Source organism: Arthrobacter sp. zg-Y750, assembly GCF_020907365.1.
In the GTDB taxonomy this organism is placed as follows: domain Bacteria; phylum Actinomycetota; class Actinomycetes; order Actinomycetales; family Micrococcaceae; genus Arthrobacter_B.
In genome coordinates, this window is record NZ_JAJJOC010000016.1 from 126,112 (window position 1) to 148,959 (window position 22,848).

General features: G+C 68.2%; 22 protein-coding genes. 10 read left to right on the forward strand and 12 right to left on the reverse strand.

Features of this window, described 5'->3' with window-relative positions; translation table 11 throughout:
* Positions 1-39: 39 nt before the first annotated feature.
* On the reverse strand, positions 40-1,080 hold the full coding sequence (locus LOC57_RS11500; RefSeq protein ID WP_227913353.1) for a LacI family DNA-binding transcriptional regulator: 1,041 nt from the start codon (positions 1,078-1,080) through the stop codon (positions 40-42).
* A gap of 140 nt (positions 1,081-1,220) precedes the next feature.
* On the opposite strand from LOC57_RS11500, the gene LOC57_RS11505 reads away from it, so the two are divergent.
* From LOC57_RS11505 to LOC57_RS11525, 5 genes are all read left to right on the forward strand, one after another.
* Positions 1,221-2,531 (forward strand): ABC transporter substrate-binding protein, encoded by a 1,311-nt coding sequence (locus LOC57_RS11505; protein ID WP_229959795.1) that lies wholly within the window; start codon positions 1,221-1,223, stop codon positions 2,529-2,531.
* Between the two features lie 20 nt (positions 2,532-2,551).
* Positions 2,552-3,502, forward strand: a complete 951-nt coding sequence (locus LOC57_RS11510; protein WP_229959797.1) for a carbohydrate ABC transporter permease — start codon at positions 2,552-2,554, stop codon at positions 3,500-3,502.
* Positions 3,502-4,320, forward strand: a complete 819-nt coding sequence (locus tag LOC57_RS11515; RefSeq protein WP_227913356.1) for a carbohydrate ABC transporter permease — start codon at positions 3,502-3,504, stop codon at positions 4,318-4,320. Before LOC57_RS11510 ends, LOC57_RS11515 begins: the two co-directional genes overlap by 1 nt.
* A gap of 2 nt (positions 4,321-4,322) precedes the next feature.
* Complete coding sequence (locus LOC57_RS11520; protein WP_229959799.1) at positions 4,323-6,728, forward strand: beta-glucosidase family protein; 2,406 nt, start codon at positions 4,323-4,325, stop codon at positions 6,726-6,728.
* Positions 6,729-6,804: 76 nt separating this feature from the next.
* On the forward strand, positions 6,805-7,800 hold the full coding sequence (locus tag LOC57_RS11525) for an acetylxylan esterase (RefSeq protein ID WP_229959801.1): 996 nt from the start codon (positions 6,805-6,807) through the stop codon (positions 7,798-7,800).
* Here the strand turns inward: LOC57_RS11525 and LOC57_RS11530 are convergent.
* The gene (locus LOC57_RS11530; protein WP_229959803.1) at positions 7,797-8,369 is read right to left on the reverse strand and encodes a GNAT family N-acetyltransferase; all 573 of its coding nucleotides are present in this window, start codon (positions 8,367-8,369) and stop codon (positions 7,797-7,799) included. The genes LOC57_RS11525 and LOC57_RS11530 overlap by 4 nt on opposite strands.
* Before the next feature lie 140 nt (positions 8,370-8,509).
* On the opposite strand from LOC57_RS11530, the gene LOC57_RS16600 reads away from it, so the two are divergent.
* Complete coding sequence (locus LOC57_RS16600; RefSeq protein WP_442860721.1) at positions 8,510-9,010, forward strand: DUF2975 domain-containing protein; 501 nt, start codon at positions 8,510-8,512, stop codon at positions 9,008-9,010.
* On the opposite strand, the gene LOC57_RS11535 is transcribed toward LOC57_RS16600, so the two are convergent.
* From LOC57_RS11535 to xylA, 4 genes are all read right to left on the reverse strand, one after another.
* Positions 8,952-9,308 carry a cytoplasmic protein gene (locus tag LOC57_RS11535; protein WP_229959805.1) on the reverse strand — a complete coding sequence of 119 codons (357 nt, stop codon included), beginning with the start codon at positions 9,306-9,308 and terminating at the stop codon, positions 8,952-8,954. The two genes, LOC57_RS16600 and LOC57_RS11535, sit on opposite strands and share 59 nt — an antisense overlap.
* A 47-nt stretch (positions 9,309-9,355) precedes the next feature.
* Entirely contained in the window at positions 9,356-10,285 is a 930-nt protein-coding gene (locus tag LOC57_RS11540) for an aldose-1-epimerase (RefSeq protein WP_229959807.1), read from the reverse strand.
* A gap of 10 nt (positions 10,286-10,295) precedes the next feature.
* Positions 10,296-11,717 (reverse strand): xylulokinase, encoded by a 1,422-nt coding sequence (gene xylB / locus LOC57_RS11545; RefSeq protein WP_229959809.1) that lies wholly within the window; start codon positions 11,715-11,717, stop codon positions 10,296-10,298.
* A gap of 103 nt (positions 11,718-11,820) precedes the next feature.
* Positions 11,821-13,002 (reverse strand): xylose isomerase, encoded by a 1,182-nt coding sequence (gene xylA / locus LOC57_RS11550; protein WP_231700763.1) that lies wholly within the window; start codon positions 13,000-13,002, stop codon positions 11,821-11,823.
* Positions 13,003-13,033: 31 nt separating this feature from the next.
* Here xylA and LOC57_RS11555 point away from each other — a divergent pair, with 31 nt between their 5' ends.
* Positions 13,034-14,425 (forward strand): ROK family transcriptional regulator, encoded by a 1,392-nt coding sequence (locus tag LOC57_RS11555; RefSeq protein ID WP_229959814.1) that lies wholly within the window; start codon positions 13,034-13,036, stop codon positions 14,423-14,425.
* On the opposite strand, the gene LOC57_RS11560 is transcribed toward LOC57_RS11555, so the two are convergent.
* Positions 14,418-15,551 carry an NAD(P)/FAD-dependent oxidoreductase gene (locus tag LOC57_RS11560; RefSeq protein ID WP_229959815.1) on the reverse strand — a complete coding sequence of 378 codons (1,134 nt, stop codon included), beginning with the start codon at positions 15,549-15,551 and terminating at the stop codon, positions 14,418-14,420. The genes LOC57_RS11555 and LOC57_RS11560 overlap by 8 nt on opposite strands.
* A gap of 85 nt (positions 15,552-15,636) precedes the next feature.
* Between LOC57_RS11560 and LOC57_RS11565 the strand changes: the two genes are divergently transcribed.
* Positions 15,637-16,716 carry a nucleoside hydrolase gene (locus tag LOC57_RS11565; RefSeq protein WP_229959817.1) on the forward strand — a complete coding sequence of 360 codons (1,080 nt, stop codon included), beginning with the start codon at positions 15,637-15,639 and terminating at the stop codon, positions 16,714-16,716.
* A gap of 29 nt (positions 16,717-16,745) precedes the next feature.
* Here LOC57_RS11565 and LOC57_RS11570 read toward each other — a convergent pair whose 3' ends face one another.
* On the reverse strand, positions 16,746-17,405 hold the full coding sequence (locus tag LOC57_RS11570) for a class F sortase (RefSeq protein ID WP_229959819.1): 660 nt from the start codon (positions 17,403-17,405) through the stop codon (positions 16,746-16,748).
* Positions 17,406-17,413: 8 nt separating this feature from the next.
* Positions 17,414-18,187: a hypothetical protein gene (locus LOC57_RS11575; protein ID WP_229959821.1), complete on the reverse strand. Its 774-nt coding sequence runs from the start codon at positions 18,185-18,187 to the stop codon at positions 17,414-17,416.
* A gap of 320 nt (positions 18,188-18,507) precedes the next feature.
* On the opposite strand from LOC57_RS11575, the gene LOC57_RS11580 reads away from it, so the two are divergent.
* Positions 18,508-19,134, forward strand: a complete 627-nt coding sequence (locus tag LOC57_RS11580; RefSeq protein ID WP_229959823.1) for a sigma-70 family RNA polymerase sigma factor — start codon at positions 18,508-18,510, stop codon at positions 19,132-19,134.
* The gene (locus LOC57_RS11585) at positions 19,131-19,877 is read left to right on the forward strand and encodes an anti-sigma factor (protein ID WP_229959824.1); all 747 of its coding nucleotides are present in this window, start codon (positions 19,131-19,133) and stop codon (positions 19,875-19,877) included. Before LOC57_RS11580 ends, LOC57_RS11585 begins: the two co-directional genes overlap by 4 nt.
* 23 nt (positions 19,878-19,900) lie before the next feature.
* Here the strand turns inward: LOC57_RS11585 and LOC57_RS11590 are convergent, their stop codons facing one another.
* From LOC57_RS11590 to LOC57_RS11600, 3 genes are all read right to left on the reverse strand, one after another.
* The gene (locus tag LOC57_RS11590; protein WP_331460664.1) at positions 19,901-20,773 is read right to left on the reverse strand and encodes a 3-hydroxyacyl-CoA dehydrogenase family protein; all 873 of its coding nucleotides are present in this window, start codon (positions 20,771-20,773) and stop codon (positions 19,901-19,903) included.
* Positions 20,763-21,560, reverse strand: a complete 798-nt coding sequence (locus LOC57_RS11595; RefSeq protein WP_227913372.1) for an enoyl-CoA hydratase/isomerase family protein — start codon at positions 21,558-21,560, stop codon at positions 20,763-20,765. Before LOC57_RS11595 ends, LOC57_RS11590 begins: the two co-directional genes overlap by 11 nt.
* 88 nt (positions 21,561-21,648) lie before the next feature.
* The gene (locus LOC57_RS11600) at positions 21,649-22,758 is read right to left on the reverse strand and encodes a GDSL-type esterase/lipase family protein (RefSeq protein ID WP_229959826.1); all 1,110 of its coding nucleotides are present in this window, start codon (positions 22,756-22,758) and stop codon (positions 21,649-21,651) included.
* Between the last annotated feature and the right edge of the window lie 90 nt (positions 22,759-22,848).

Below are 22,848 nucleotides of genomic sequence, written 5' to 3' on the forward strand. Positions count from 1 at the left end.
GTGCCCCAGCAGCCGGGGATCAACCTTCGCCTCCCAACCTCAGTTCCCCGATCCCCGCGACCCGACCGGTGCCGCCACCGGCGCCGTGCTCTGCCGCACCACCAGTGACGTGGCCAAATCCAGTCGCAGGTTGTTGGGCCGCTCCCCTTCGAACAACCGCACCGCCATCCGAGCTGCTTCTTCGGCCATCTCGATCAGCGGCTGGTGCACCGTGGTCAGCGCCGGGCTGGACCACTGCGCCACCTGCAGGTCGTCGTACCCAACAATGGACAGCTCCTCCGGAACGCTGATGCCCAGCTGCCGGGCGGCGTCGAGCACCCCGAGCGCCTGCAGGTCGCTGCCCGCAAAAATGGCGGTGGGCCGGTCCGGCAGGGAGAGCAGTTCCAAGGCGTGGTCGCGTCCGCCGTCCACATGGAAGTTCCCGTACCGGATCAGCTCCCGGTCCAGGGGCAGGGCTGCAGCATTGAGCGCGGAACTGTAGCCGTCAATCCGGGCCAGGGAACACATCATGTCCTCCGGCCCGGTAATGGCGGCAATGCGCGTGTGCCCCAAATCGATCAGGTGCCGGGTGGCCATCATGCCGCCGGACCAGTTCGCCGAACCCACAGAGGGCACATCCGGCGCCGGGTCACCCGCCGGATCGATGATGACAAAAGGAATGGACCGTGCTTCGAGTTGGCGGCGCGAGTCCTGGGCCAGGTCGGAGAACACCAGCACGACGCCGACCGGCCGGCGGGCAATCACGCCTTCCACCCACTCGGGCGACGGCGCGTGCCGGGTACCGCTTTCGGTCAGGACCACGCTCAGTCCCTTTTCACGGGCCACATTCTCCACCCCGCGGATGATCTCCAGCGCCCACGCACTTTCGAGTTCGTGGAACACCAGCTCGAGCAGCCGCGACTTCGCTCCTCCCTTCCGCCGGTAGCCGTGATCCTCCAGCAGCGCCTCCACTTTCGCCCGGGTGGCCCGTGAAACATCGGACCTGCCGTTCAATACTTTCGAAACTGTGGAGAGGGAAACATCGGCTTCCGCAGCCAGATCAGCCAGGGTGACCGGGCTCTGCGGGACGGATGACGGCATGAAGTGCCCTTCGGTGAGGCGATACAAAAACGGAAACCAGTTTATCGAAAAGTGTTGCGCATCACATTACGCCCAACTTATGCTGACCGCGTCAAGTAACTTTCGATCAATATACCGAAACTTTCGGAAGGTGTTCAAAGATGAACAAGCCCTCGCTACGGACCCCGGTCCTGGCCGCAGCCAGCACGCTGGCCCTCGGCCTCACGCTGGCCGGCTGCGGAGGAGGCGGCGAATCCGCATCCTCAGACCGTCCCGAGAACGAGGTTCACGTCCTCGTTTACGGAGACGCGAGCAACGACGTCGAAACCGCCATGGTGGACCGCTTCAACGAAACCTCCGATGTAAAGGTTGTCCTGGACACCATCCCCGGCGCCGACTACCAGCAGAAGCTCCAGACGGTGATGAGCACCGACGCCGCACCGGACATCTTCTTCAACTGGGGCGGAGGCAGCATCTCCAACTTCGTGGACGCTGACCTGCTGATGCCGCTGGATGACTTCATCGAAGAGGACCCGCAGCTCAAGGACGCCTTCCTGCCCTCGGTGTTCGACGTCGCCACGGTGGACGGCACTCCCTACGGCATCCCGATGCGCGGCACCCAGCCGGTCATGCTGTTCAACAACAAGGAAGTCCTCGCCTCTGTGGGCATCACCGAATCCCCGAAGACGTGGGATGACCTGCTCGCCGCCGTCGACAAGCTCAAGGCAGCCGGCAAGACGCCCATTGCCCTGGGCGGAGGCGATGAATGGCCCACCCAGATGTGGTTCTCCTACGTTTATGACCGGGTGGCAGGTCCGGAACTCTTCCAGACCGCACTCGACGGCGACACCAGCGTGTGGGACTCCGAAGAGAGCCGGGAAGCTCTGGGCAAGCTCCGCGACCTGGTGGATTCCGGCGCCTTCGGCACCAACTTCCAGTCCGTGAAGTTCACCGACGGCGGCTCCCCCGCGCTGCTGGCAGGCGGACAGGCCGGCTTCGAACTTATGGGCTCCTGGGAGTACTCCACCATCCGGGACACCAACCCTGACTTCGTGGCCACCAACTTGGGCTGGAGCACGTTCCCCGCGATTGGGGGCGGGAAGGGTGACGCCGCCAACCTGGTGGGCAACACCAACAACTACTATTCCGTCCTCAAGGACACCCGGTACCCGGACACCGTGCGGGACTTCCTGAAACTGATGTACTCGGATGAATTCGTCCAGGCGCAGATGGCCACCGGCAACCTGCCCACCACCACCAGCACGGAGCAGTTCCTGGACCAGGCGACCAACCCGGAGTATGCCCGCTACCAGTTCGAGCTGGTGCAGGACGCCCCGAACTTCCAGCTCTCCTGGGACCAGGCCTATCCGCCGGCCGCCACCCCCACCATCCACAGCGCCGTGGCCGATTTCTTCGCCGGAAGCATCGACGAAGACGGTTTCATTTCGGCCATGCAGTCCCTGAAGAAGTAAACCGGGGCAAAGGCCAGACCATGACCACTCTGCTTCCACCGCGGCCGCCGGCCGCATCGGACCACCCCGCCAAGGGGCGTCCGGTGCGGCCGGGCCGCGCCCGCCTCAACCGTCCCGGCGTGGCATGGACCCTGCCCGCCACCGTGTTTTTCCTGCTCTTCGCCGTGATCCCGCTGATCGCCGTCGTGGTCCTGTCCTTTATGACCTGGACGGGCCTCGGCGATCCGAAGTTTGTCGGCATGGAAAACTGGCAGGAGCTGGCCGGAGATCCGGTAATGCTCAAGAGCCTGTGGCTGAGCCTGCTGTTCATTGTGCTCGGGGTGGCGACCCAAACTCCGGTGAGCATCCTCCTCGGTGTATGGGCGGCCGGGCCGCAACGCAACCGTGCCGTGCTCAGCGCCATCTTCTTCCTGCCGCTGCTGCTGTCCTCGGCAGCCATCTCCGTGCTGTGGCGGGCGCTGCTTGATCCAAACTTCGGCGTCCCGGCGCAGTTCCGCTGGCTGTTCGGAGACGGCAACCTCTTCGGCCACCAGCCCACCGCGATAGGCGTCATCATCTTTGTGGGCATGTGGCAGTTCACCCCCTTCCACACCCTGATCTACCAAGGGGCCGCCAAATCCGTTCCGCCGGTGCTCTACCAGGCCGCGGAAGTGGACGGAGCCGGACGGGCCCGGCAGTTCTTTTCCATCACCCTGCCGCAGCTGCGCAACAGCATCATCACCTCGGTGATCCTCATGGTGGTGGGCGGCCTGACCACCTTTGAAACGGTGCTGATCCTGACCAACGGCGGACCCGGGACAGACACCACCATCACCGCCTTCTACATGTTCGAGGAAGCCTTCCGCCGCTACAACTTCGGCATGGGTTCGGCCATTGCCGTGGTGCTGGTGGTGGTGGCCACCGCCATTTCCCTGGTCATGGTGAAGCTCTCCGGCTACGACAAAATGCGCAGCACCATGGAGGGAGTCTGATGCGTACCCGTCCCAATTACATTGCCGGCGCCGCCGTCACCCTCTGGCTGCTGATCGTGGCCCTGCCGCTGTACGTAATGGTGGCCGCCAGCGTGCAGAGCCGCACCGAATTCAGCGCCAACGGCCCGGTTGCCTTGCCCACCGGTTTCACGCTGGACAACTTCCTGGAGGTGTTCCGCAGCGGCTTCGGCAAGTACTTCCTGAACACCTTTGTGGTCACCGCCGGGGTGGTGGGCATAGTCCTGCTCGTGGTTCCGCCGCTGGCCTACGCCATTGTGCGCAGCCAGTCCCGGTCCACCACGCTGATCTTCAGGTTCTTCCTGCTGGGGCTGGCCATTCCGGTGCAGGCGGTGATTGTGCCGATGTTCTACCTGATCAATTCCGTAGGGCTGTATGACACTCTGCTGGGCATCATCCTGCCCACGGCGGCGTTCGCCCTGCCGATTTGCACCCTGATCCTCTCCGGGACCATGCGGGACATCACCCCCGACCTCTACGAGGCCATGTCCGTGGACGGCGCCTCCACGGCGCGCACGTTCCTGCGCCTGGTGCTGCCGCTGTCCAAGGGCGGACTGTCCACCATCGCCGTGTTCGCCGCCCTGCAGGGCTGGAACGGGTTCCTCCTGCCCCTGATCCTTACCCAGTCCGACTCCACCAAGGTGGTCACCCTGGGCCTGTTCAACTTCCAAACCCAGTACGGCATCAACGTGCCGGGCATCCTCGCCGCAGTGATGCTCTCCATGATTCCGGTGCTGCTGGTGTACCTCTTTGCGCGTCGCGCGCTGGTCCAGGGCCTTATGGGCGTGGGCGGAAAGTAGACATGACAGATACAACAGTTGATTACCTGCCCTGGCGTGACACCTCCCGGACCGCCCGCGAGCGCGCCGCCCTGCTGGCAGCACAGATGACCAGGCAGGAAAAAGTGGCCCAGCTCTTTGGCGTCTGGGTGGGTGCCTCCAGCGAGGGCGGCCAGGTCGCCCCGCATCAGCACGACATGAAGGAACCGGTCCCCCTCGAGAACCTGCTCCCTTCCGGGCTGGGCCAGCTCACCCGCCCCTTCGGTACGCACCCGGTGGATGCGGGGATGGGTGCCCTGTCCCTGATGCGCACCCAGCAGCGGATCGCCGGAGCCAACCGGTTCGGCATCCCTGCCATGGCGCATGAGGAGTGCCTGGCCGGATTCGCGGCCTGGGGCGCTACGGCCTACCCGGTTCCGCTGTCCTGGGGGGCCACCTTCAACCCTGAGCTGATTGCCCGGGTGGGCGCAGCCATCGGCGCGGACATGCGTTCCGTCGGGGTGCACCAGGGGTTGGCTCCGGTGCTCGACGTCGTCCGCGACGCCCGCTGGGGACGGGTGGAGGAAACCATCGGCGAGGACCCGTACCTGGTGGGGAGCATCGCCTCCGCCTACATCCGCGGCTTGGAAGGCGCAGGCGTGGTGGCCACGCTGAAACACTTTGTGGGCTACTCGGCTTCCAAGGCCGGCCGCAACCTGGCGCCCGTCTCGGTAGGTGTCCGCGAGCGCGCCGACGTGCTGCTGCCACCTTTTGAAATGGCGGTCCGGGAAGCCGGCGTGCGTTCGGTGATGCACGCCTATACCGACGTCGACGGCGTCCCCTCCGCTGCGGACCGGGACCTGCTCACCGGCCTGCTGCGCGAGACCTGGGGATTTGAAGGCACCGTGGTGGCCGACTACTTCGGAGTGGGTTTCCTCAAGGAGCTGCACCGGGTGGCCGGCACCATGGGCGGGGCCGCCGCAGCGGCACTGACCGCAGGGGTCGACGTCGAACTGCCCACTGTGGATGCCTTCGGCGAGCCGCTGCTGGCGGAACTTGAGGCCGGGCGGCTGGATGAGTCCGTGATCGATACCGCGGTGCAGCGGGTGCTGGAGCAGAAGATCCAGCTCGGGCTGCTGGACGCGGACTGGTCAGCCGTCCCGCCAGCCCTGGCGGGCATACCCGGCCTGGATCTGGCCGGCGGCACGGCGGACAGGGCCTCGGACGGCGCCCCAGCGGTCAGCGTAGCCGGATCCGTAAACCTGGACGGACCGGAAAACCGTGCCCTGGCCGCAGAAGTGGCCGAACAGGCCCTGGTCCTGACCGCCAACAACGGCATTCTGCCGCTGGCAGCACCGGGACGGATCGCCGTCGTCGGGCCCAATGGAGATAATCCGATGGCGTTCCTGGGCTGCTACTCCTTCCCAGCACATGTGGGGGTGCAGCATCCGGAGGTGGCCGCCGGCATCGAACTGCCCACGGTGGCCGCCGCACTGCGCACCGAATTCCCGGACAGCACGATCACCGTCGCCGAAGGCTGCAGCGTGGACGGACCTGCCACGGACGGATTCGACGCCGCCGTGGCCGCGGCCGGGGACGCGGACGTGGTGGTGGCGGTGTTGGGCGACCGGTCCGGCCTGTTTGGCCGCGGTACCAGCGGCGAGGGCTGCGACACGGAATCGCTGGTGCTGCCCGGGGTGCAGCAGCAGCTGCTCGAGGCCCTGCTCGACACCGGCACCCCCGTGGTCTTGGTGCTGCTCACCGGACGGCCCTACGCCCTGGGCCGGGCGGCCACCGAGGCGGCGGCCATTGTGCAGGCCTTCTTCCCCGGCGAAGAGGGCGGACCGGCGGTGGCGGGCGTGCTCAGCGGACGGATTAATCCCAGCGGACGGCTGCCGGTCAGTGTGCCGGCCTCCCCCGGCGCGCAGCCCTCCACCTATCTGGCCGCTCCCCTGGCCCGGTCCAGCGACGTGTCCAGCATTGACCCCACCCCTGCTTTCCCGTTCGGGCACGGGATCGGGTACAGCACCTTCACCTGGTCCGATGCTGCACTGGACGGTCCGGCGGAGTTCGGCGTCGACGGCGAAACAGTGGTCTCCGTGACCGTCACCAACACCTCCGGGCGCGACGGCACGGAGATAGTCCAGCTGTACCTGCACGATCCGGTGGCCTCGGTGGTCCGTCCGGAGCACCGGCTGACGGGGTTCGCCCGGGTGCCGCTGGCCGCCGGAGCTTCTGCGCGGGTGAGCTTTGGCGTGCCGGCGGACGTTGCGTCCTTCACCGGCCGGAACGGGGTGCGGATTGTGGAACCAGGTGAATTGGAGTTGCGACTGGGCGCCTCCAGCACTGATATCCGTGCAACGGCCGGTGTTACCCTGACCGGTACCGTGCGCGAGGTGGACCACACCCGGCGGCTGCATTGCCCGGCGGAGGTGAGCCCGCTGGATTGAGCCCACTGGACTGAGCCGCATGGATTGAGCAGCACCGGTCCGCACCGCCTGCACCCCTACGACACCCGGGAGCCGCATGTATTACGATCTGCCGGCCGAAGAACTTGCCACCTACCGCGGCAGCACCAGCGCCCCGGAGGACCTGGACCGGTTCTGGGCGGACACCCTGGACCAGGCGCGGGCACATCCTCTGGAGGTGGAGGTCACCCCCTTCCCCAGCGGGTTACGGACGGTTGAGGTCTACGACGTGGTGTTCCCGGGCTTCGCCGGTGACCCGATCCGGGCCTGGCTCCGACTGCCCGCCCGGAGCATCCGGGGCGACGGCCCGCTGCCCGGCGTGGTGCAGTTTGTGGGCTACGGCGGCGGCCGGGGCGACGCACACGAGAGCCTGTTCTGGGCTTCAGCCGGCTTCGCACACCTGCAGATGGACACCCGCGGGCAGGGTGCTGGCTGGAGCACGGGCACGACGCCGGATGCCGCCGGCAGTGCCGGTCCCCAGGTTCCGGGGGTGATGACCCGCGGGGTGCTCGATCCGCAGACGTATTACTACCGCCGGCTGATCACCGATGCCGTTCGGGCGGTGGAGGCCATGCGTTCACTTGCGGGCAGGGGTTTGGTGCCGGTGGATCCGGAACGGGTGGCGGTGCTGGGGATGAGCCAGGGCGGCGGGCTGGCTCTGGCGGCTGCCGCGCTGTACCCGGAGGTGGCCGCCGTCGTCGCCCTGGTCCCGTTCCTTTCGGACTTTCCGCGGGCGCTGACCGTTACCGATGCCTACCCGTACCGGGAAATCACCGATTTCCTGTCCATGCAGCGCGGGACGGCGCAGCAGGTGATGCAGACGCTGCGCTATTTCGACGTCGTGAACCTGGTGCCGCGCGCCTCCGCACCGGCGCTGTTCGCGGTGGGCCTGATGGATACCACCACTCCCCCGTCCACGGTGTACGCCGCCTACAACACCTATGCCGGCCCAAAGGAACTCTCCGTCTGGCCCTTCAACCAGCACGAGGCCGGGGGCAGCCAGGATGAGCTCGCCGCGCTGGCGTTCCTGCGCAAGCAGTTCGGGGAGGGCTAGCTCTCCGCACCAGCGTTGTTCCCGGCGGGATTGTCAGCGGTGAAGAGCTGGCAGGTCTTGTTGTAGTACCGGTCGGTGGTGCCCTGCGCCTGGAGCCCGATTTTCCCGCAGACCCGCATCGACGCCGTATTGGCGGGATTGGTTACTGCCACAATGCGGGGAAGGCCGGCGTCGAACCCATGCTGCAGGACGGCGGCTGCAGCCTCCGGCGCATAGCCCCGCCCCCAGAAGTCCGGGTGGAAGTGCCAGCCGATTTCAATGTCGCCGGACTCCTGCAGTTCCGGGCCCGACGCCGGTATGGGCTTCAGCAGGAGCGTCCCGGTGAGCTGCCCAGCGACGTTGTCCTCCGCCGCCTTCTCCTGCACGGCCCAAATGCCGCAGGTCCCGTCATCCCGGCGGGCCCACGCCTCGATGAGCGCAACTGCCTCGGTCCGGTCCTTCATCAGCTTCGGGGGGTGGCCGCTGATATAGCGCTGCACGTCCATCCGGGAGTACAGGTCGAGGACAAAGTCGGCGTCGTCGGCGGTGAACGGGCGGAGGGTCAGCCGGTCGGTCTCGAGGGCGCGCATTCGGGCAGTCTACGGTCGCTGCGGATGCACGGCAAGGCTGGCGCCGGCGACATCCCGGAATCTCTTGTGCTTCTCACACACAATCTGCAACTATCGCCGAACAACATATACCTATCGTTTTTCGATTAGTAGGGGTTTCGATGCGAGGGATACATCCCGTGGCCGCCAAGGCCGCACTTGCGTTGCTCCTGGCCGGGTGCGTGTTGTGCCAGGTGTGGGCAATCCCGTGGTTGGCCGGCGCAGCGGTCGGGACCTTTCCGGAAGCCGCACCTCTCCGGCAACCCGTCACCGCGCTGGCTGTACTGGTGGTGGCAGCAGTTGAGCTGGGGCTGCTGTCACTGTGGCCCTTGCTTCCGCTCCTTCAACCCAGCAGCGTGATCCGCCGTCGCCACGTGGCCTGTGCAGATATTCTGGCCGCTTCCCTGCTCACCGTCGTAGCCCTGCTCGCGGCGATACTGGACCGTACGTCCCGGGCACAGATGTGTCCTCCGGCCGTTGCTTTGGGCCTGGTCGCGGGAATCGTAGCCAGCGGCACGGGAGCGCTCGTGGTGATGCTGTACCGGCGCCGGTTGAACGAAGAGGTCAGGGGGCAGCAGGTCCCAACACGTCAGGCGTCGTTCCCGCCGGATTCGGTTCCTTGAGCTCCACGAAAAAAACGTGGGTTTCCGTCTCACCCGTGTTTTCGCCGTAATGCTCTTGGGCCGGAAGCCAGCGCACGGCACCAGCAGGCAGTTCCACATCCATATGGGATCCCGCCGGACCGGCACTCGAGTGCAACCGCCGCTGAAAGGAGCTGGCCGTAATCATGACGCTGTCGGGATGCCGGTGCGCCACGCTGATATGCCCCGGGGTGTCCCGGTACTCCAGCACGCGCACACGCTCGTTTTCAAACACCACGGCGTAGTGGTCTGGATTGGACTCCACTGGATCCTGGGCCATAGGCACAATGCTAGAGCCGTGCCCACCCCCGCAACAGGGGCCGCGGGTCAGGCCGCAGCGATGCCGAAGCCCAGCCTGTGCTCCTCCCCCGGAGCCAGCACAATCAGGCCCTCCCCGGAATTGAAGGCATCCGGCGGGCAGGTCATCGGTTCAACGGCCGCACCCCGGCGGCCCATCTGCTCCCCGGAGTAAACCTGGAGCCAGGGCGCGTCCTTGCCGTTGGCGGACAGAACCGAGCCGACGCCGGTTTCGGGATCCGTCAGGCGGACCTGCCATTCGCCGTCGGGCAGGCCCGCATAGGCATGGTCGGCAGTGCGGGCGCCGATGGGTTCCGCAGCCGTAAAAGCCAGCGCGGTGCCTTTCACGTCCTGCAGCTCGGACAGGTCCAGGGGCCGGCCGGACTGTTCCAGGGTGCCGAGCACCTGCGCGGCAGGCACCTCCAGCACACACCGGTCCACCGGCACCAGATCGGCGGTGAGGTAGGGGTGGGCGGAGACCCCGTACGGCGCAGCGGAAGTCCCGGCATTGCGGGCGGCCAGTTCCACGCTCAGCCCGGCGCCGGCGTCGAGCGCGTACACCGCTTCGAGCTCCAGGGTGAAGGGATAGCCCGGCTGGCCCATCAGCCGGTGCCGCAGCACCACGCGGTCGGCAGCGGCCTCGGCTACCTGCCATTCGTCCCAGCACACGAGCCCGTGCAGGGCCATCCCGGTCTCGGGTTCGTTGACGGGCACCTGGTAGTCGGAGCCCTCAAAGGAGTAACGTCCGCCGGCAATCCGGTTGGGCCAGGGCATAAGCACCTTGCCGGTGTAGGCGTGCGGCACGGTGTCCTCGGGCAGCGGCAACACCAGGTGCCGGCCGTCCCGGGTCAGCGCGGCCAGCGTGGCGCCAACCGGGTAGATGGTGGCGCGGTAGGAACCGGCCGCCAGTTCGATGGGGCTGCCGTTGGGACCTGTGCCGTGGAAACCGGTGTTCGTCATGGGCACGAGCCTACCGGGTGGCCGGAAGCGCAGGAGTGACAGCGGCCTGCCGGTAGCGGGCCAACACTTCCGGTGCCGGATCGGCCGTCACCACGGTGGACGTGCCGTCGTTCCAGGCCGGCCAGTCCCCGGTGAGGACAGCGGCCGCCTGCCGCGCGGCGCCGTCGGCCACGTATTCCCCCGGCCGGGGCACGGTGACGGGCAGGCCAAACACCGCGGCGATGGACTGCTGCACCGCCTCGGACCGGGCGGCGCCGCCCACCAGGATCACCCGCTGCGCGTCCACGCCGGTGTCCTTCAGCGCGGCGAACCCGTCCGCCAGCGAACAGGCAATGCCCTCGACTGCGGCGCGGGCCAGGTTCGCGGGGGTGAAATTGGCCAGCGTCACCCCGTGCAGGGAACCGGTTGCATCCGGCAGGTTGGGTGTCCGCTCGCCCTCGAAGTACGGCACCAGCACCAGGCCCTGCGCTCCGGTCGGGGCGGAGAGCGCCAGGCGGGTCAGTTCATGCAAGTCGACGCCGAGCATCGCCGCGGTGGCGTCGAGGACCCGGGAGGCGTTCAGCGTGCAGGCCAGCGGCAGGTAGTGCCCGGTGGCGTCGGCGAATCCTGCCACCAGGCCGGTGGCGTCCGACGTCGGCGCGTCGGCGACGGCAAACACAGTACCGGAAGTGCCGATGGAGACCACTACGTCCCCCACCCCGGCGGCAACGCCCAGCCCGGCGGCCGCGTTATCCCCCGCGCCGGGCCCGATCAGGGCTCCGGACGGCGTGCGCCCGGCAGCTTCCAGCGGCCCGAGCAGGCGTGGCAGCAGCGGCACATGGCCCAGGACCTGCTTCAGGACCTCGGGCAGGTACTCGCCGTTCGCCGGGGACCAGTAACCGGTGCCTGAGGCGTCGGACCGGTCGGTGGTGAGGGCGGCCAGGGCCTCGGCGCCGCTGCCCGGCCCGTATCCGGCCAGCCGCCAGCTCAGCCAGTCGTGCGGCAGGCACACCGCGGCGGTGCGGGCGGCGTTGTCCGGTTCGTTCTCCGCCAGCCAGCGCAGTTTCGCGGCGGTAAAGGCGGCCACAGGAACCGATCCGGTGCTGTCCGCCCAGTAGCGCGCGCCGTCCGGGCCGGCGTCGGCCACCATTTGTTCAGCCGCTCCCGCAGAACGGACGTCGTTCCAGAGCAGGGCCGGGCGGACCACGGCCCCGGTCTCGTCCAGGCAGACCATGCCGTGCTGCTGCCCGCCCACGGACACCGCGGCCACGTCCACCAGACCCCCGGCAGCGGCAAGCGCCTCCTGCAGAGCGGTCCACCATGCTTCGGGATCCACCTCGGTGCCGGCGGGATGGCGTGCAGTGCCCTCGCGCAGCAGGGCCCCGCTCTGCGCATCGCGGATGACTACCTTGCAGGACTGGGTGGAGCTGTCGACTCCGGCGACGAGGGGCATGCCCGGCCTTTCAACAGGTGCTGCCGCCGGCTCCCCCCAAAGGGCCGGCGGCAGCACGGATGGAAGTACTTTTCCGCGTGTGATTCCGGTTAGGTCCGAGAGCCTAGCGGGCACCCATCAGGTGTTCCAGTGCCAGCTGGTTCAGCTTCACGAACCCGAAGTCGCGCTCCGCGGCCGCAGCAGCGTCGAAGTCCTCGAAAGCGGAGGCATCCTGCAGCAGGTCCGTGACGGTTTCCCCGGCGGCCAGCGTGGGCTGCGCCAGTTCGCCGATCCCGGCGTACTGCAGGGCTTCCTGCACCTCGGGGGCGGCCCGGAAAGCGGTGGCGCGTTCCTTGAGCAGCAGGTACATGTCCATATTGGCCTTGGCTGATTCCCAGACTCCGGTGTAGCCCTCGGTGCGGGAGGGCTTGTAGTCGAAGTGGCGCGGGCCCTCGTAGCGCGGGCCGCCGTTGGGGAAACCGTTTTCCAGCAGGTCCACGGTGAAGAAGGCGCTGGTGAGGTCGCCGTGGCCGAAGACCAGGTCCTGGTCGAACTTGATGGACTTCTGCCCGTTGAGGTCAATGTGGAACAGCTTGCCGGACCACAGGGCCTGGGCGATGCCGTGGGTGAAGTTCAGCCCGGCCATCTGCTCGTGCCCCGTCTCCGGGTTCAGGCCAACAATGTCGCCGTTCTCCAGCTGGGCAATGAACGCCAGCGCGTGGCCGATGGTCGGCAGGAAAATGTCGCCGCGCGGTTCGTTGGGTTTGGGCTCAATGGCCAGGCGCAGGCCGTAGCCCTTTTCCTTCACGTAGCCAGCTACCGTGTCCACGCCTTCCTTCATCCGCTCAAACGCCGCGGCGAAGTCCTTGGACCCGTCGTATTCGCTGCCTTCCCGGCCGCCCCACATCACGAAGGTCTCCGCACCGAGTTCGGCGGCCAGGTCAATGTTGCGCAGCACCTTGCGCAGCGCGAAGCGGCGCACGGACCGGTCATTGGAGGTGAAGCCGCCGTCCTTGAAGACCGGATGGGTGAACAGGTTGGTGGTCACCATGGGCGCCTTCAGGCCGGTTTCGGCCAGGGCGTTGGTGAAGTTCTTCAGGATTAGGTCCCGTTCCTGCGCTGAGGCATCGAACGGCACCAGGTCATTGTCGTGGAAGGTCACCCCGTAGGCGCCCAGTTCGGCGAGCTTATGCATGCCTTCGACAGGATCCAGGTTGGCGCGGGTGGGAGTGCCGAAGGGGTCCGTTCCGGTCCAGCCGATGGTCCACAGGCCGAAGGTAAAACGGTCAGAAGGCGATGGCGTCATTGTCACGTTAGCTCCAGGTCGCAAGAATTAGTTGGTAGCCACAACATATTCCGGCGAAGCGGGGGTGTCAACGGTTTCAGCGGGTACGCTGAAACCGGCAGCCGGGCCCAAGCAGGGGCTGGCAGGCTGGTACACGGGCAGCTTCACGGGCAGTTTCACGGGCAGGGGGATCGGCGGCATGGCCGGCAGGAACAGCAAGACCACGGGCAGTGTGCAGCCGGCACCGGCCGGAGGCGGGACCGACAGCCTGCGGGCAACTAACCTGTCCCGGGTGCTGACCCTGCTGCACCGGCACGGACCGCTGTCCCGGGCCGAGCTGACCCGCCGGACCGGTTTCAACCGCTCCACCGTGGGCGCCCTGGCCGGGGAACTGGCCGCCATGGGTTTGGCGTATGAAACCAATCCGCCCGCCGGACGGGTGGGGCGGCCCAGCCCCCTGGTGCACCCCAATGAGCAGGTGGCAGCTGTGGCGGTCCATCCCGATGTCGACGCCGTCACCGTGGGGTTGGTGGGCCTGGGCGGGCGCGTGCACCGGCGAATCCGCTGCGAAACCCCCGCCGCTCCCGGCGTCCCGGACACCGTGGAGCTCACCCGTGCCGCCCTTGCCGCAATGGCCGGCGAGCTGGAAACCCTGGACCGGATTGTGGGGGTGGGCGTAGCCGTTCCCGGGCTCACCCGCACCACCGACGGCCTGGTACTGCTGGCTCCGCACCTGGGCTGGCGGAACGAACCGCTGGCCGCACCGCTGGCGGAGGCACTCGGCCTGCCGGTCATCGCCGGCAACGACGCCACGCTGGCCTCCGTGGCCGAAAGCCTATTCGGCGCCGCCGTCGACGCCGGTAACGCCGTGTACCTCAACGGCAGCGCCAGCGGCATCGGCGGCGGCATCATCGCGGCCGGCGAACCCCTGCGCGGAGCCGACGGATACGCCGGCGAACTGGGCCACACCATGGTCCGCAGCAACGGGGCACTGTGCCACTGCGGCCGGCGCGGCTGCCTGGAAACGGAAGTGAACCTGCCCCGCCTGCTGGCGGCACTGGGTCTGGAACGCGCGGACCAGGACACTTTGGATGCCGCCATGGCCGAACCCCGTTCCGCCGCGGTCCGGGCCGAAGCGGACCGGCAGCTGGACCACCTCGCCGTGGCGCTGACCAACTTCGTGAACATCTTCAACCCGGAGACCATAGTGCTCGGCGGTTTCCTGGGCACGCTGTTTGCCTGCAACCCGGAGCGGCTGCAGGGCTCCGTGGCCGGCGACGCCATCGCCGGCCTGGGCGGGCGGGTGCAGCTGCGCCGAGCGGCCCTGCGCTCGGAGCTGCTGCTGGTGGGTGCCGCCGAACTGGTGTTCGCACCGCTGTTGGCCGCGCCGTCGGCGGACCCGGCGAACGGCGCCGCCGCGCTCTCCGACGTCGAGGCTAGCTGAAGCGTTCCGCCCGGAACCCGGCCAGCAGCGGATGCCGGCGGCCAGTGAGGATTTCACCGGCCAGCAGCTCGCCGGCAATCAGGCCCAGCGTTGCACCGGAGTGGGTAAAGGCCACAAAACAACCGGGCACGGTGGGAAGTTCCCCCAGCACCGGCTCGCCGTCGCCGGGAATCGGTTTGCGGCCGGCCAGATGCTCCGCCGCGCGCAGCTCCGGCTGCCCGGCCAGCACCTTGGACGCCTCTCCAATCAGCTCCTGCACCACGGCCGGATCAATGGCGTAGCTGCCGTCCGCGTTCCGCGTGATCCGGTCCAGGTACCAGGAGGAATCCATCGCCAGCCGGTTGCCCGGATGCGGACGCACCGAGACGCGCGGCGTGTTCAGCACGGTGGCCAGAGATGTTTCCACCGGCTCGGTGATGACCAGCAGGGCCAGGTCCGAGGCATCCGGAAGGTCCACCCCCAGCGGCCGCACCACGGCAGGAGTATCGGCACCGGCCGCCACCAGCACCGCATCAGCGGCAATCCCGCGTCCGTCCGCCAGCCTCAGTCCTGCTGCCCGCCCGTCGGCCAGGACGACGGCGGCCTTCCCGGCCCCGGCTACCAGTTCACCGCCGCGGGCGGTGAACTCCTGCATCAGGTGCTGCACCAGGTGCGGCAGGCTCACCCAGCCTTCGCCCGGGTTGTGCACCACCGGACCGGTGACGGCTTCCGGGGCCACCGCGGGGTCGATGCCCGGCAGCACGTTCACCGCGGTGTCCTGCGGCAGCAGCCGGGAGTCGTAGCCGTGCGCCACCTCGGTGTCGTGCCGCTCCCGCGTGTCCGCCTCATCGGCGGCTGACGCCCAGTACAGTCCGCCGCCGAAACCCAGCCAGCCGATCCCCGGGTTCTGCGCCAGCAGCGTGCGGTAGCGGTCAAGGCCGGCCAGCCGCAGCCGGTGGTAGGCCTCAGACTTTGGGCCCGCGGAGTTCAGCCAGGCCAGTGACCGGCCGGACGCGCCGCTGGCAATGCCTGCCTCGGTCACGAGCACCACCGCGGCCCCGCCGCGCAGCATCTGCACCGCCGTCGAAACACCCAGAATGCCGCCGCCCAGCACGGCAACGCGCAGGGCCCCGTTGGTGTCCGTCATGGCCATCCCTTGTCCCTGCCCGAAGTGTCCTATTCTCTAGATACCTTCCCTGCCCGCGGGCAGCAGATCAAACGAAAGCCGGCGTGTGCCTTCCTCTCCTCCTTCCCCTCCCACGTCACGGCCGCAGCCGCCGGTTCCCGTCATTGCCGACGTCGACACCGGTGTGGACGATGCCCTGGCCCTGATGTTCCTGGCCCGCAGCCCGCGAATCGACCTGCGGGCCGTCACCTGCGTTTCCGGGAACACCGACGTCGACCAGGTGCTGCGCAACACCCTCGATGTGCTGGCGGTGGCCGGGAGGCCGGACATCCCGGTGGCCCGCGGAGCCGAACGGCCGCTGATCAACGAACCGCGCAATGCGCACGCCTTCCATGGAGCCAACGGATTGGGCGGGCTGACCCTGCCGGCCAGTCCGGCGGCTCCCTCGCCGCTGGCCGCCGTCGAGCTGCTGCACCGCACCATCGAGGACTCCCCCGAACCCGTGACGCTGCTGGGCATCGGACCGCTGACCAACATTGCCGTGTTCCTGCGTGCCTATCCGCGCACGGCACGGAAGCTGGCCCGGATTGTGTTTATGGGCGGGTCGGCCGGGATCGGCAACGCCACGTCGCATGCCGAGTTCAACGCCTGGCAGGACCCGGAGGCACTGGCCGTGGTGCTGGATTCCGGCCTGCCCGTGACCATGTATGGGCTGGACGTTTTTACCCTCGCCACCGTGGACGCGCAGCAGTACCTGGCCTTGGAGGGGTCCGGCGATCCGGGTGCACGGCTGGTGGGGACGCTGCTCGCCTCCGGGGCGCGCGCGGCGGTGCAGGCGGCGGTGCAGGCGGCGGCACCGGCGGCGGCACCGGCGGCGGTTCCGGCGGCGGCACAAACGCTGGCGCAGGCCGACGACGGCGGGCTGCCGCCGGTGACCATGGGCGACGCCGGGGCAGCCTGCCTAATCGCCGCACCCGGGACCGTGGTGCTGCAGGACTATCCGGTCCGGGTGGAACTGGCCGGGCACAGCCGGGGACAGACCCTGGTGGACCGCCGCGTGATTGCCGGTGAGGACACGGTGCACGGGCTCCTGGCCCCGGCGCCCGTGATCTCGGTGGCCACTGCCCTGGACCACGCCGCCATAACGGAAACCTTCCTGCAGGCTGTGTCATCGCCGGCGCTTTGACGTCCTAGCGGACGCCCGGGATGCCGCGCTCAGGGCACCAGCGTCGCGTACACCACGTAGTTGTCGTCGAATTCGCCGCTGGCTGCGTCAAATCCGTCGCAGGTGATCAGCCTCAGCTCCGCCGCCTCGGTGTTGCCGTACACCTCCAGGGTCGGAAAGTCGGCCTTCCCGTACTGCTCTCCGCGGTCCACGGTGAAAACCGCCGTGGAACCGTCCTCGCGGGCAACGTTGATGCGGTCCCCCGGGCGGAGGTCGCGCAGGCCGGCAAAGACGCCCGGGCCGCCGCCGGTGGCATTGACATGTCCCAGCAGGACTGCCGGGCCGCGGTCGCCGGGCGCCGGCGAGCCTGTGTACCAACCCGCCGGTGAGCCCGGTGGTTCCGGGGGAACCTCAAGTGTGCCGTCATCGCGCAGCCCCAATGGCAGCAGCTGCGAGTTTGTTCCGATGGCCGGAATGGACAAGGAAACAGGGGCGGCAGCCGCAGGCTGCGCAGCGGGCGGGGCCGCCGTCGCAGTGGGCGGGGCCACCGGCGCAGCGGATTCAGCAGCCGGTGCCGGAAGGGCCGTGGACGCCGTGGACGCAGCCGGACTACTGCCCTCCGGCATGGTGTTTCCCGCACAGCCGCCCAGCAGGAGGAGGGCGGCCGCCGCGCCGGTCAGCACGCGGCGGCCGTGTGCAGATACCTTCATGGCATCCGCTAGGCGCGCGCGCGGCGGCGGAGGACAGCCACCGCTGTGCCGGCCAGCGCCAGGAAGCCAAATCCGGCGCCGGCGACGGCGGTGCCGGCAGCACCGTTGTCACTCTCCACTCCGGTATCAGCACCGCCGGCGGGCATGTCGGCCATCTGCGAGCCGATCAGCGTGCCGCAGGCGGCGGGCAGGGTTGCCGCTGCGGGCAGGGACGGGTCCAGGTCGGACATCTTCGCGGCCGCGGCCTCAGGCATCCGTGACGGGTCCACACCGTGCACCACAACCACCGCACTGCCGTCCTTGAGCGAAGCGGCCGTCTCCGGGCTCAGTTCCAGGGTCCGCTCGTAGGTGTAGGACGATCCGCCCGGGAAGCGTTCCACAGCCAGCGCGGAATCGGGGCTGCTGTCCCCCTCAGTAGTCAGTGAGGTCCCGATGTGTCCGTAGAACGGGTGGCCTTCGGTGGTGTTCACCACGCCGTCGCCGTCTGTATCGGCATCCGGGCCGGGGCAAACACCCTGGGCCGCGATGTGGATGTGCTGGGCATGCGGGAAGGGTCCGTCCATAAAGGTCTCGGCAGCACCGGACACGTTGACGGTGACCTGGGCTTCGGTTCCGTGGACCTCCACCATGGCTTGTCCCGTGGTGCCGGAATTGTTCATCGTGTTCAGTGTGGCCTGGCTGGACCAGGAGTCCTCGCCGTGGGCCATCGCCGGACCGGTGGACAGCGCCACGGCACCCAGGGCCAGGGTAGGAACAGCAAGCAGACGCATCTTCTTATTCATGATCGTGTCCTTCGTGAGGTCGGGTGTGTGTAACAGCACAGGTTCGGAGCCGAGCCGCGAGCGGATGGGTCGCGGGAAGAAAAACCTGCAGAAGCTTCCCGGACCGCCCGTTCCCGCCGGACCCGTCCGTTCGGCGTCCGGCGGCGAACAGTACATATGGACAGACAGCGGATAAACGGCGCACATGGGCCGGACAGCGGACGTGGATCCCGGTGCGGGTGGCGCCGCGGAGTGGTGATGTGACAATCTTCTCGGCGGGAACGCCCGCCACCGCACCGCGGTTGGGGCGGGGTAGTCGAAGGGACAATCCGTGGAAGCGAATGAATGACCCGCGCATAGACCGGAGGGATCCCGGTCAACCGGCTTCCGCGGATACGTCCCCCGACGGCGGCGAAAACCACGGGCCGGACCTCGCGGACCTGGTGCGGCGCAGCGGAAACGGAGATGAAGCGAGCTTCGCGGCGCTCTATGACGCCACCTCCTCGAAGGTCTACGGCTTGGCGTTACGCGTGGTCAGGTCCCCGGAGATCGCCGCTGAAGTTGTCCAGGAGGTTTATCTGATGGCCTGGCAGCAGTCGGAGCGGTTCGATTCGGCGCTGGGCTCGGTACCGGCTTGGTTGTGCACCCTCGCCCACCGCCGGGCCGTGGACCGGATCCGCCAGTTGGTCCGTGAGCGTGAGCGGGAACAAACCTATGAAGAAGAGCGGACCGAACCGCCAGCTGACCAAACCTGGCAGGAAGTGGAACAGAGTATGGACGCCCACCAGGTCCGCGACGGGCTGGATACCCTCAGCCCCCTCCAGCGCGAGGCGGTGGCATTGGCCTACTATCAGGGATGCACGCACCGTCAGGTGGCCGAGCACCTCGGCATTCCACTGGGCACGGCCAAAGCCCGGATCCGTGACGGGTTGAAGAGTCTCAAATCAGTGCTGGGGGGAGAACGGTGAACAGCTCAGACCGCCATGTTGGCGCCGGCACCCTCCATGAGCTGGCGCCGCTGTATGCCGTGGACGCCCTTGAGCCGCAGGAACGCGTCGGCTTCGAGCAGCACCTGGCAAAGTGCCCGCAGTGCCGGGCCGAGGTGGCGGAGTACGCCGAGGTCGGCGCCTATCTGGCAGCCCAAACACAGGAAGAGCCTCCTGCGGAGCTGCGCAGTTCGGTGCTCGCGGCCATCCACGGCACCAAGCCGGGGCAGATGGCCGAGGTCGCTTCCCTGGACGAGCGGCGACGGAGCCGCCGTCGTTCCCTGCTGGCCGCGGCGGCAGCCGCCGTCCTGATTCCGGGCATTGCCCTGGGCGGTTGGGGACTGGGCGTCCAGTGGGAGCAACGGCAGCAGGAGCAGTCCGCAGCAGCCGAACAGATCCGTGAGAATTCTTTGTTGTCCGCACCCGATGTCACGACCCACCGGCTGGACGTGAACGGTTCGCCGGCCACACTGGTCATCTCGCAGGACCAGGACGCGGCGTTATTCGTGGCCGGCGGCCTGCCGGATGCGGGCGAGGGCGAGGAATACCAGCTGTGGCTGCTTGAGGACGATACACCCATCCCCAATGTGCGCTTCACCGGCGGTGATGTCCGGATCTGGCTCGACGGCGATGTGTCCGCTGCCGGGGCAGTGGCCATGACCGTGGAACCGGCGGGCGGCTCGGAAGCACCTACGCTGCCGATCCTCGCCGTCGCCGAGCTCTAGCATTCACCCGTGCGGCCCAAGGGCTATTCGTAGCTGAAGAACCCCTGCCCGGTCTTGCGGCCCAGCTCGCCGCGGGCCACCTTGTCGCGCAGGATCTGCGGCGGGGCGAACCGGTCCCCCAGCGTGGAGTGCAGGTACTCGGCAATGCCAAGCCGCACATCCAGCCCCACCAGGTCCGTGGTGTGCAGCGGTCCGGTGGGGTGCCGGTAGCCCAGCGTCATGGCAGCGTCGATGTCCTCGGCGGAGGCCACGCCTTCCTCCACCATGCGCATGGCTTCCAGGGCAATCGCAACACCCAGGCGGGAGGAGGCGAAGCCGGGGGCGTCATGGACCACGACGGCGGTTTTGTCCAGGGCGCTGATCCAGTCCCGGGCGGTGCGGGCCAGTACGTCGGAGGTGGCGGCCCCCAGGACCAGTTCCACCAGCTTGGAAGCAGGCACCGGGTTGAAGAAGTGCAGGCCGCAGAAGCGTTCGGGGCGGGACAGTTCGGCGGCCAGCTTGTCCACGGACAGGGAGGAGGTGTTGGTGGCCAGCCAGGCGCCGTCGTCGAGCTGTTCCTCCACAGCCCGCAGCGCGGCAGCCTTTAGCGCGAAGTCCTCCGGCACCGCTTCCACCACCAGCCCGCAGCGGGCAAACTCGGCATAGTCCACGGCAAACACGGCACGTTCGGCCAGCTCGTCGGCGCTTTCATCGGTATCGCCTCGTTCCACGCTTTTGGCGAGGGACCCGGTGACACGGGCGCGGGCGGCGTCGGCGGCGTCCCTGTCGCGTTCCACCACCACCACCTCCGCTCCCGCGAGCAGGAAGGCATGGGCTATGCCGGCGCCCATCCGTCCGCCGCCCAGTACACCCACCCGGTCCGGAACGACGGCGGTGTTCTCGTTTTCATCGGTCACGGCCGGTCTCCTTGCGGTCCAGGAACGCCTGCATGCGTTCAAACTTGGCGGCGGACTCAAACAAGATGCCCTGGGCCAGGTTGTCGATCAGCGGGTGGGCCTCCCGCGGAGCGGAAAACGCGCTTTTGGTCAGGCGGAGGGCCAGCGGATCCGCGGCACCGATCCGGTCTGCGAGCGCGTGGGCGGCCGGCAGCAGCTCGGCCGGTTCGTGCAGTGCGGTAACCAGCCGTGCGGCGAGTGCTTCATCAGCGTCCAGGATCCGGCCTGCCAGCAGCATTTCCTTCGCCAACGGTTCCCCCACCAGTTCCTTCAACCGCCAGGTGGCACCGGCGGCGGCCATGATGCCCAAGCCTGCTTCCGGCTGGCCGATCTTCAGCCGCGGAGTGCCCAGCCGGAAATCGGCAGCATAGGCCAGTTCAGCTCCTCCGCCCAGCGCGTACCCGTCCAGCGCGGCAATCACGGGCAGCGGCAAGGCGGCAAGGCGGGCGAAGATCCCGGAGTTGATGCCTGCCAGCGCGTCGTCGCGGCGCCGTTCGCGCAGCTGGGCAATGTCGGCTCCGGAGGCAAAGACTCCCTTCCCCGACACCTCGGTGCCGGAGAGGATCAGCGTGCGCGGCCGGCGTTCAAGCTCGGCGCATACTGCGTGGAGTTCATCCACCATGAGCTGGTCGATGGCATTGCGGACCTCGGGCCGGTTCAGCCGGACGTGGATCCGGTCATCTCCCTCGGTGACCAGCAGCGTCGAAAATCCGTCCAGCGCTGCAGCGCCTGGCGGGCGGTTTGTCACGGCGGCACGTCCTTTCGTTCCCCGCCCGCGTCCTTGCAGGCTGTCCCGGTCCAGTATTACCCAGCATGCCCGTCCGATATGACACGGCTCACTGGGTTCCCGGTGCCGGGTTCTGATCCGCCCAGCGGATCAGCTCACGGGTCATGGCCCGGTAACCGTCCCGGGTGGGATGCAGCAGCTCCTGGTCCGCGGCCCGTGAGCCGGCTGCCTCCAGCAGGCCGGAAACGTTGGCGGAATGGACATAGGGGTCCCGACTGCAGGCGCCGTGTCCGGTCAGGGCGCCCTCCACCTCATCCACGTAGAAGATGTTGGCGGCAGGGGAAGCAACCACGGCGGAGCGGATGGTCGCGTTCAGGTCGGTGATCAGCTGGCGGGCGAAGGCCTGTTCGCCGGGGTCCAAGCGTCCGCAGCCGTCCTGCGGAGCGTCGAACAGCTGCGGATACGGGAGCACCAGCACCGGTACGGTGACGGCGGCCGCCGTGCGGGCATAGGCCTCGGCCAGGGCCGGCTGCAGGCCCGCGAGCTGCTCTGTCGCGTCCTCCCGCAGCTGCGGGTTCTCGCTGCAGGACTGCGCCTCGAGCAGGCACGCCTGCAGGAGGCCGGCGAAGTCCAGGTCATTGCCGCCTACTGAAAGCAGTACAAGCGTGGGGTCTGCGGCCTGGAGCTGTGCGAGCTGGGCGGGCACAGATTCGGCGTCCCGGCCGGAATCGCCGGTCACCAGTTGCTGCAGCTCTTCAAGGTGGCCGGTGGTGGCACGGGAACAGGCGATATTTGTAATGTTCTCGGGCGCAAACAGGTCCGTTCCCACCGGGTGCAGGCTGCGGTGGCAGGAATCGCGGTAGCCCGGAACAGCCGGCCGATAATCTCCGGCGCCTTCACCCGCAGCGAAGGAGTCACCCAGCAGCACCAGGCGGCCGGCGTCGCCGCTTCTGCCGGCCAGCCAGCCGGAGGGCACCGGGAGGGCCGCCACGTTCGGGTCGGGGGTGGAGGACGGCGCCGGCGTCGAGGACGGGGCCGGGGGTGGCGCTGCCGAGCTGGGGGCGGCTGGCGTTGGGGCGGATGGGGCGGGCCGGTGCTCCGGTGTGGTGCCCGAACAGGCAACCAGGAACACGGCCATGCCCGCGGCGGCCGCCGTCCTGCGCCGCACCCTGATGTTCCTGCGGGACCGCCCGGAGAACGGCAGTTTCGGTGTCCTCATAATGCCCCTCAGGTGGTGTCGGATGAAAAGGCAGCCGGCGCCGTCGCTGGTGCGACGACGCCGGCTGCCGCAGTGCGGTGCGGTGCGGTA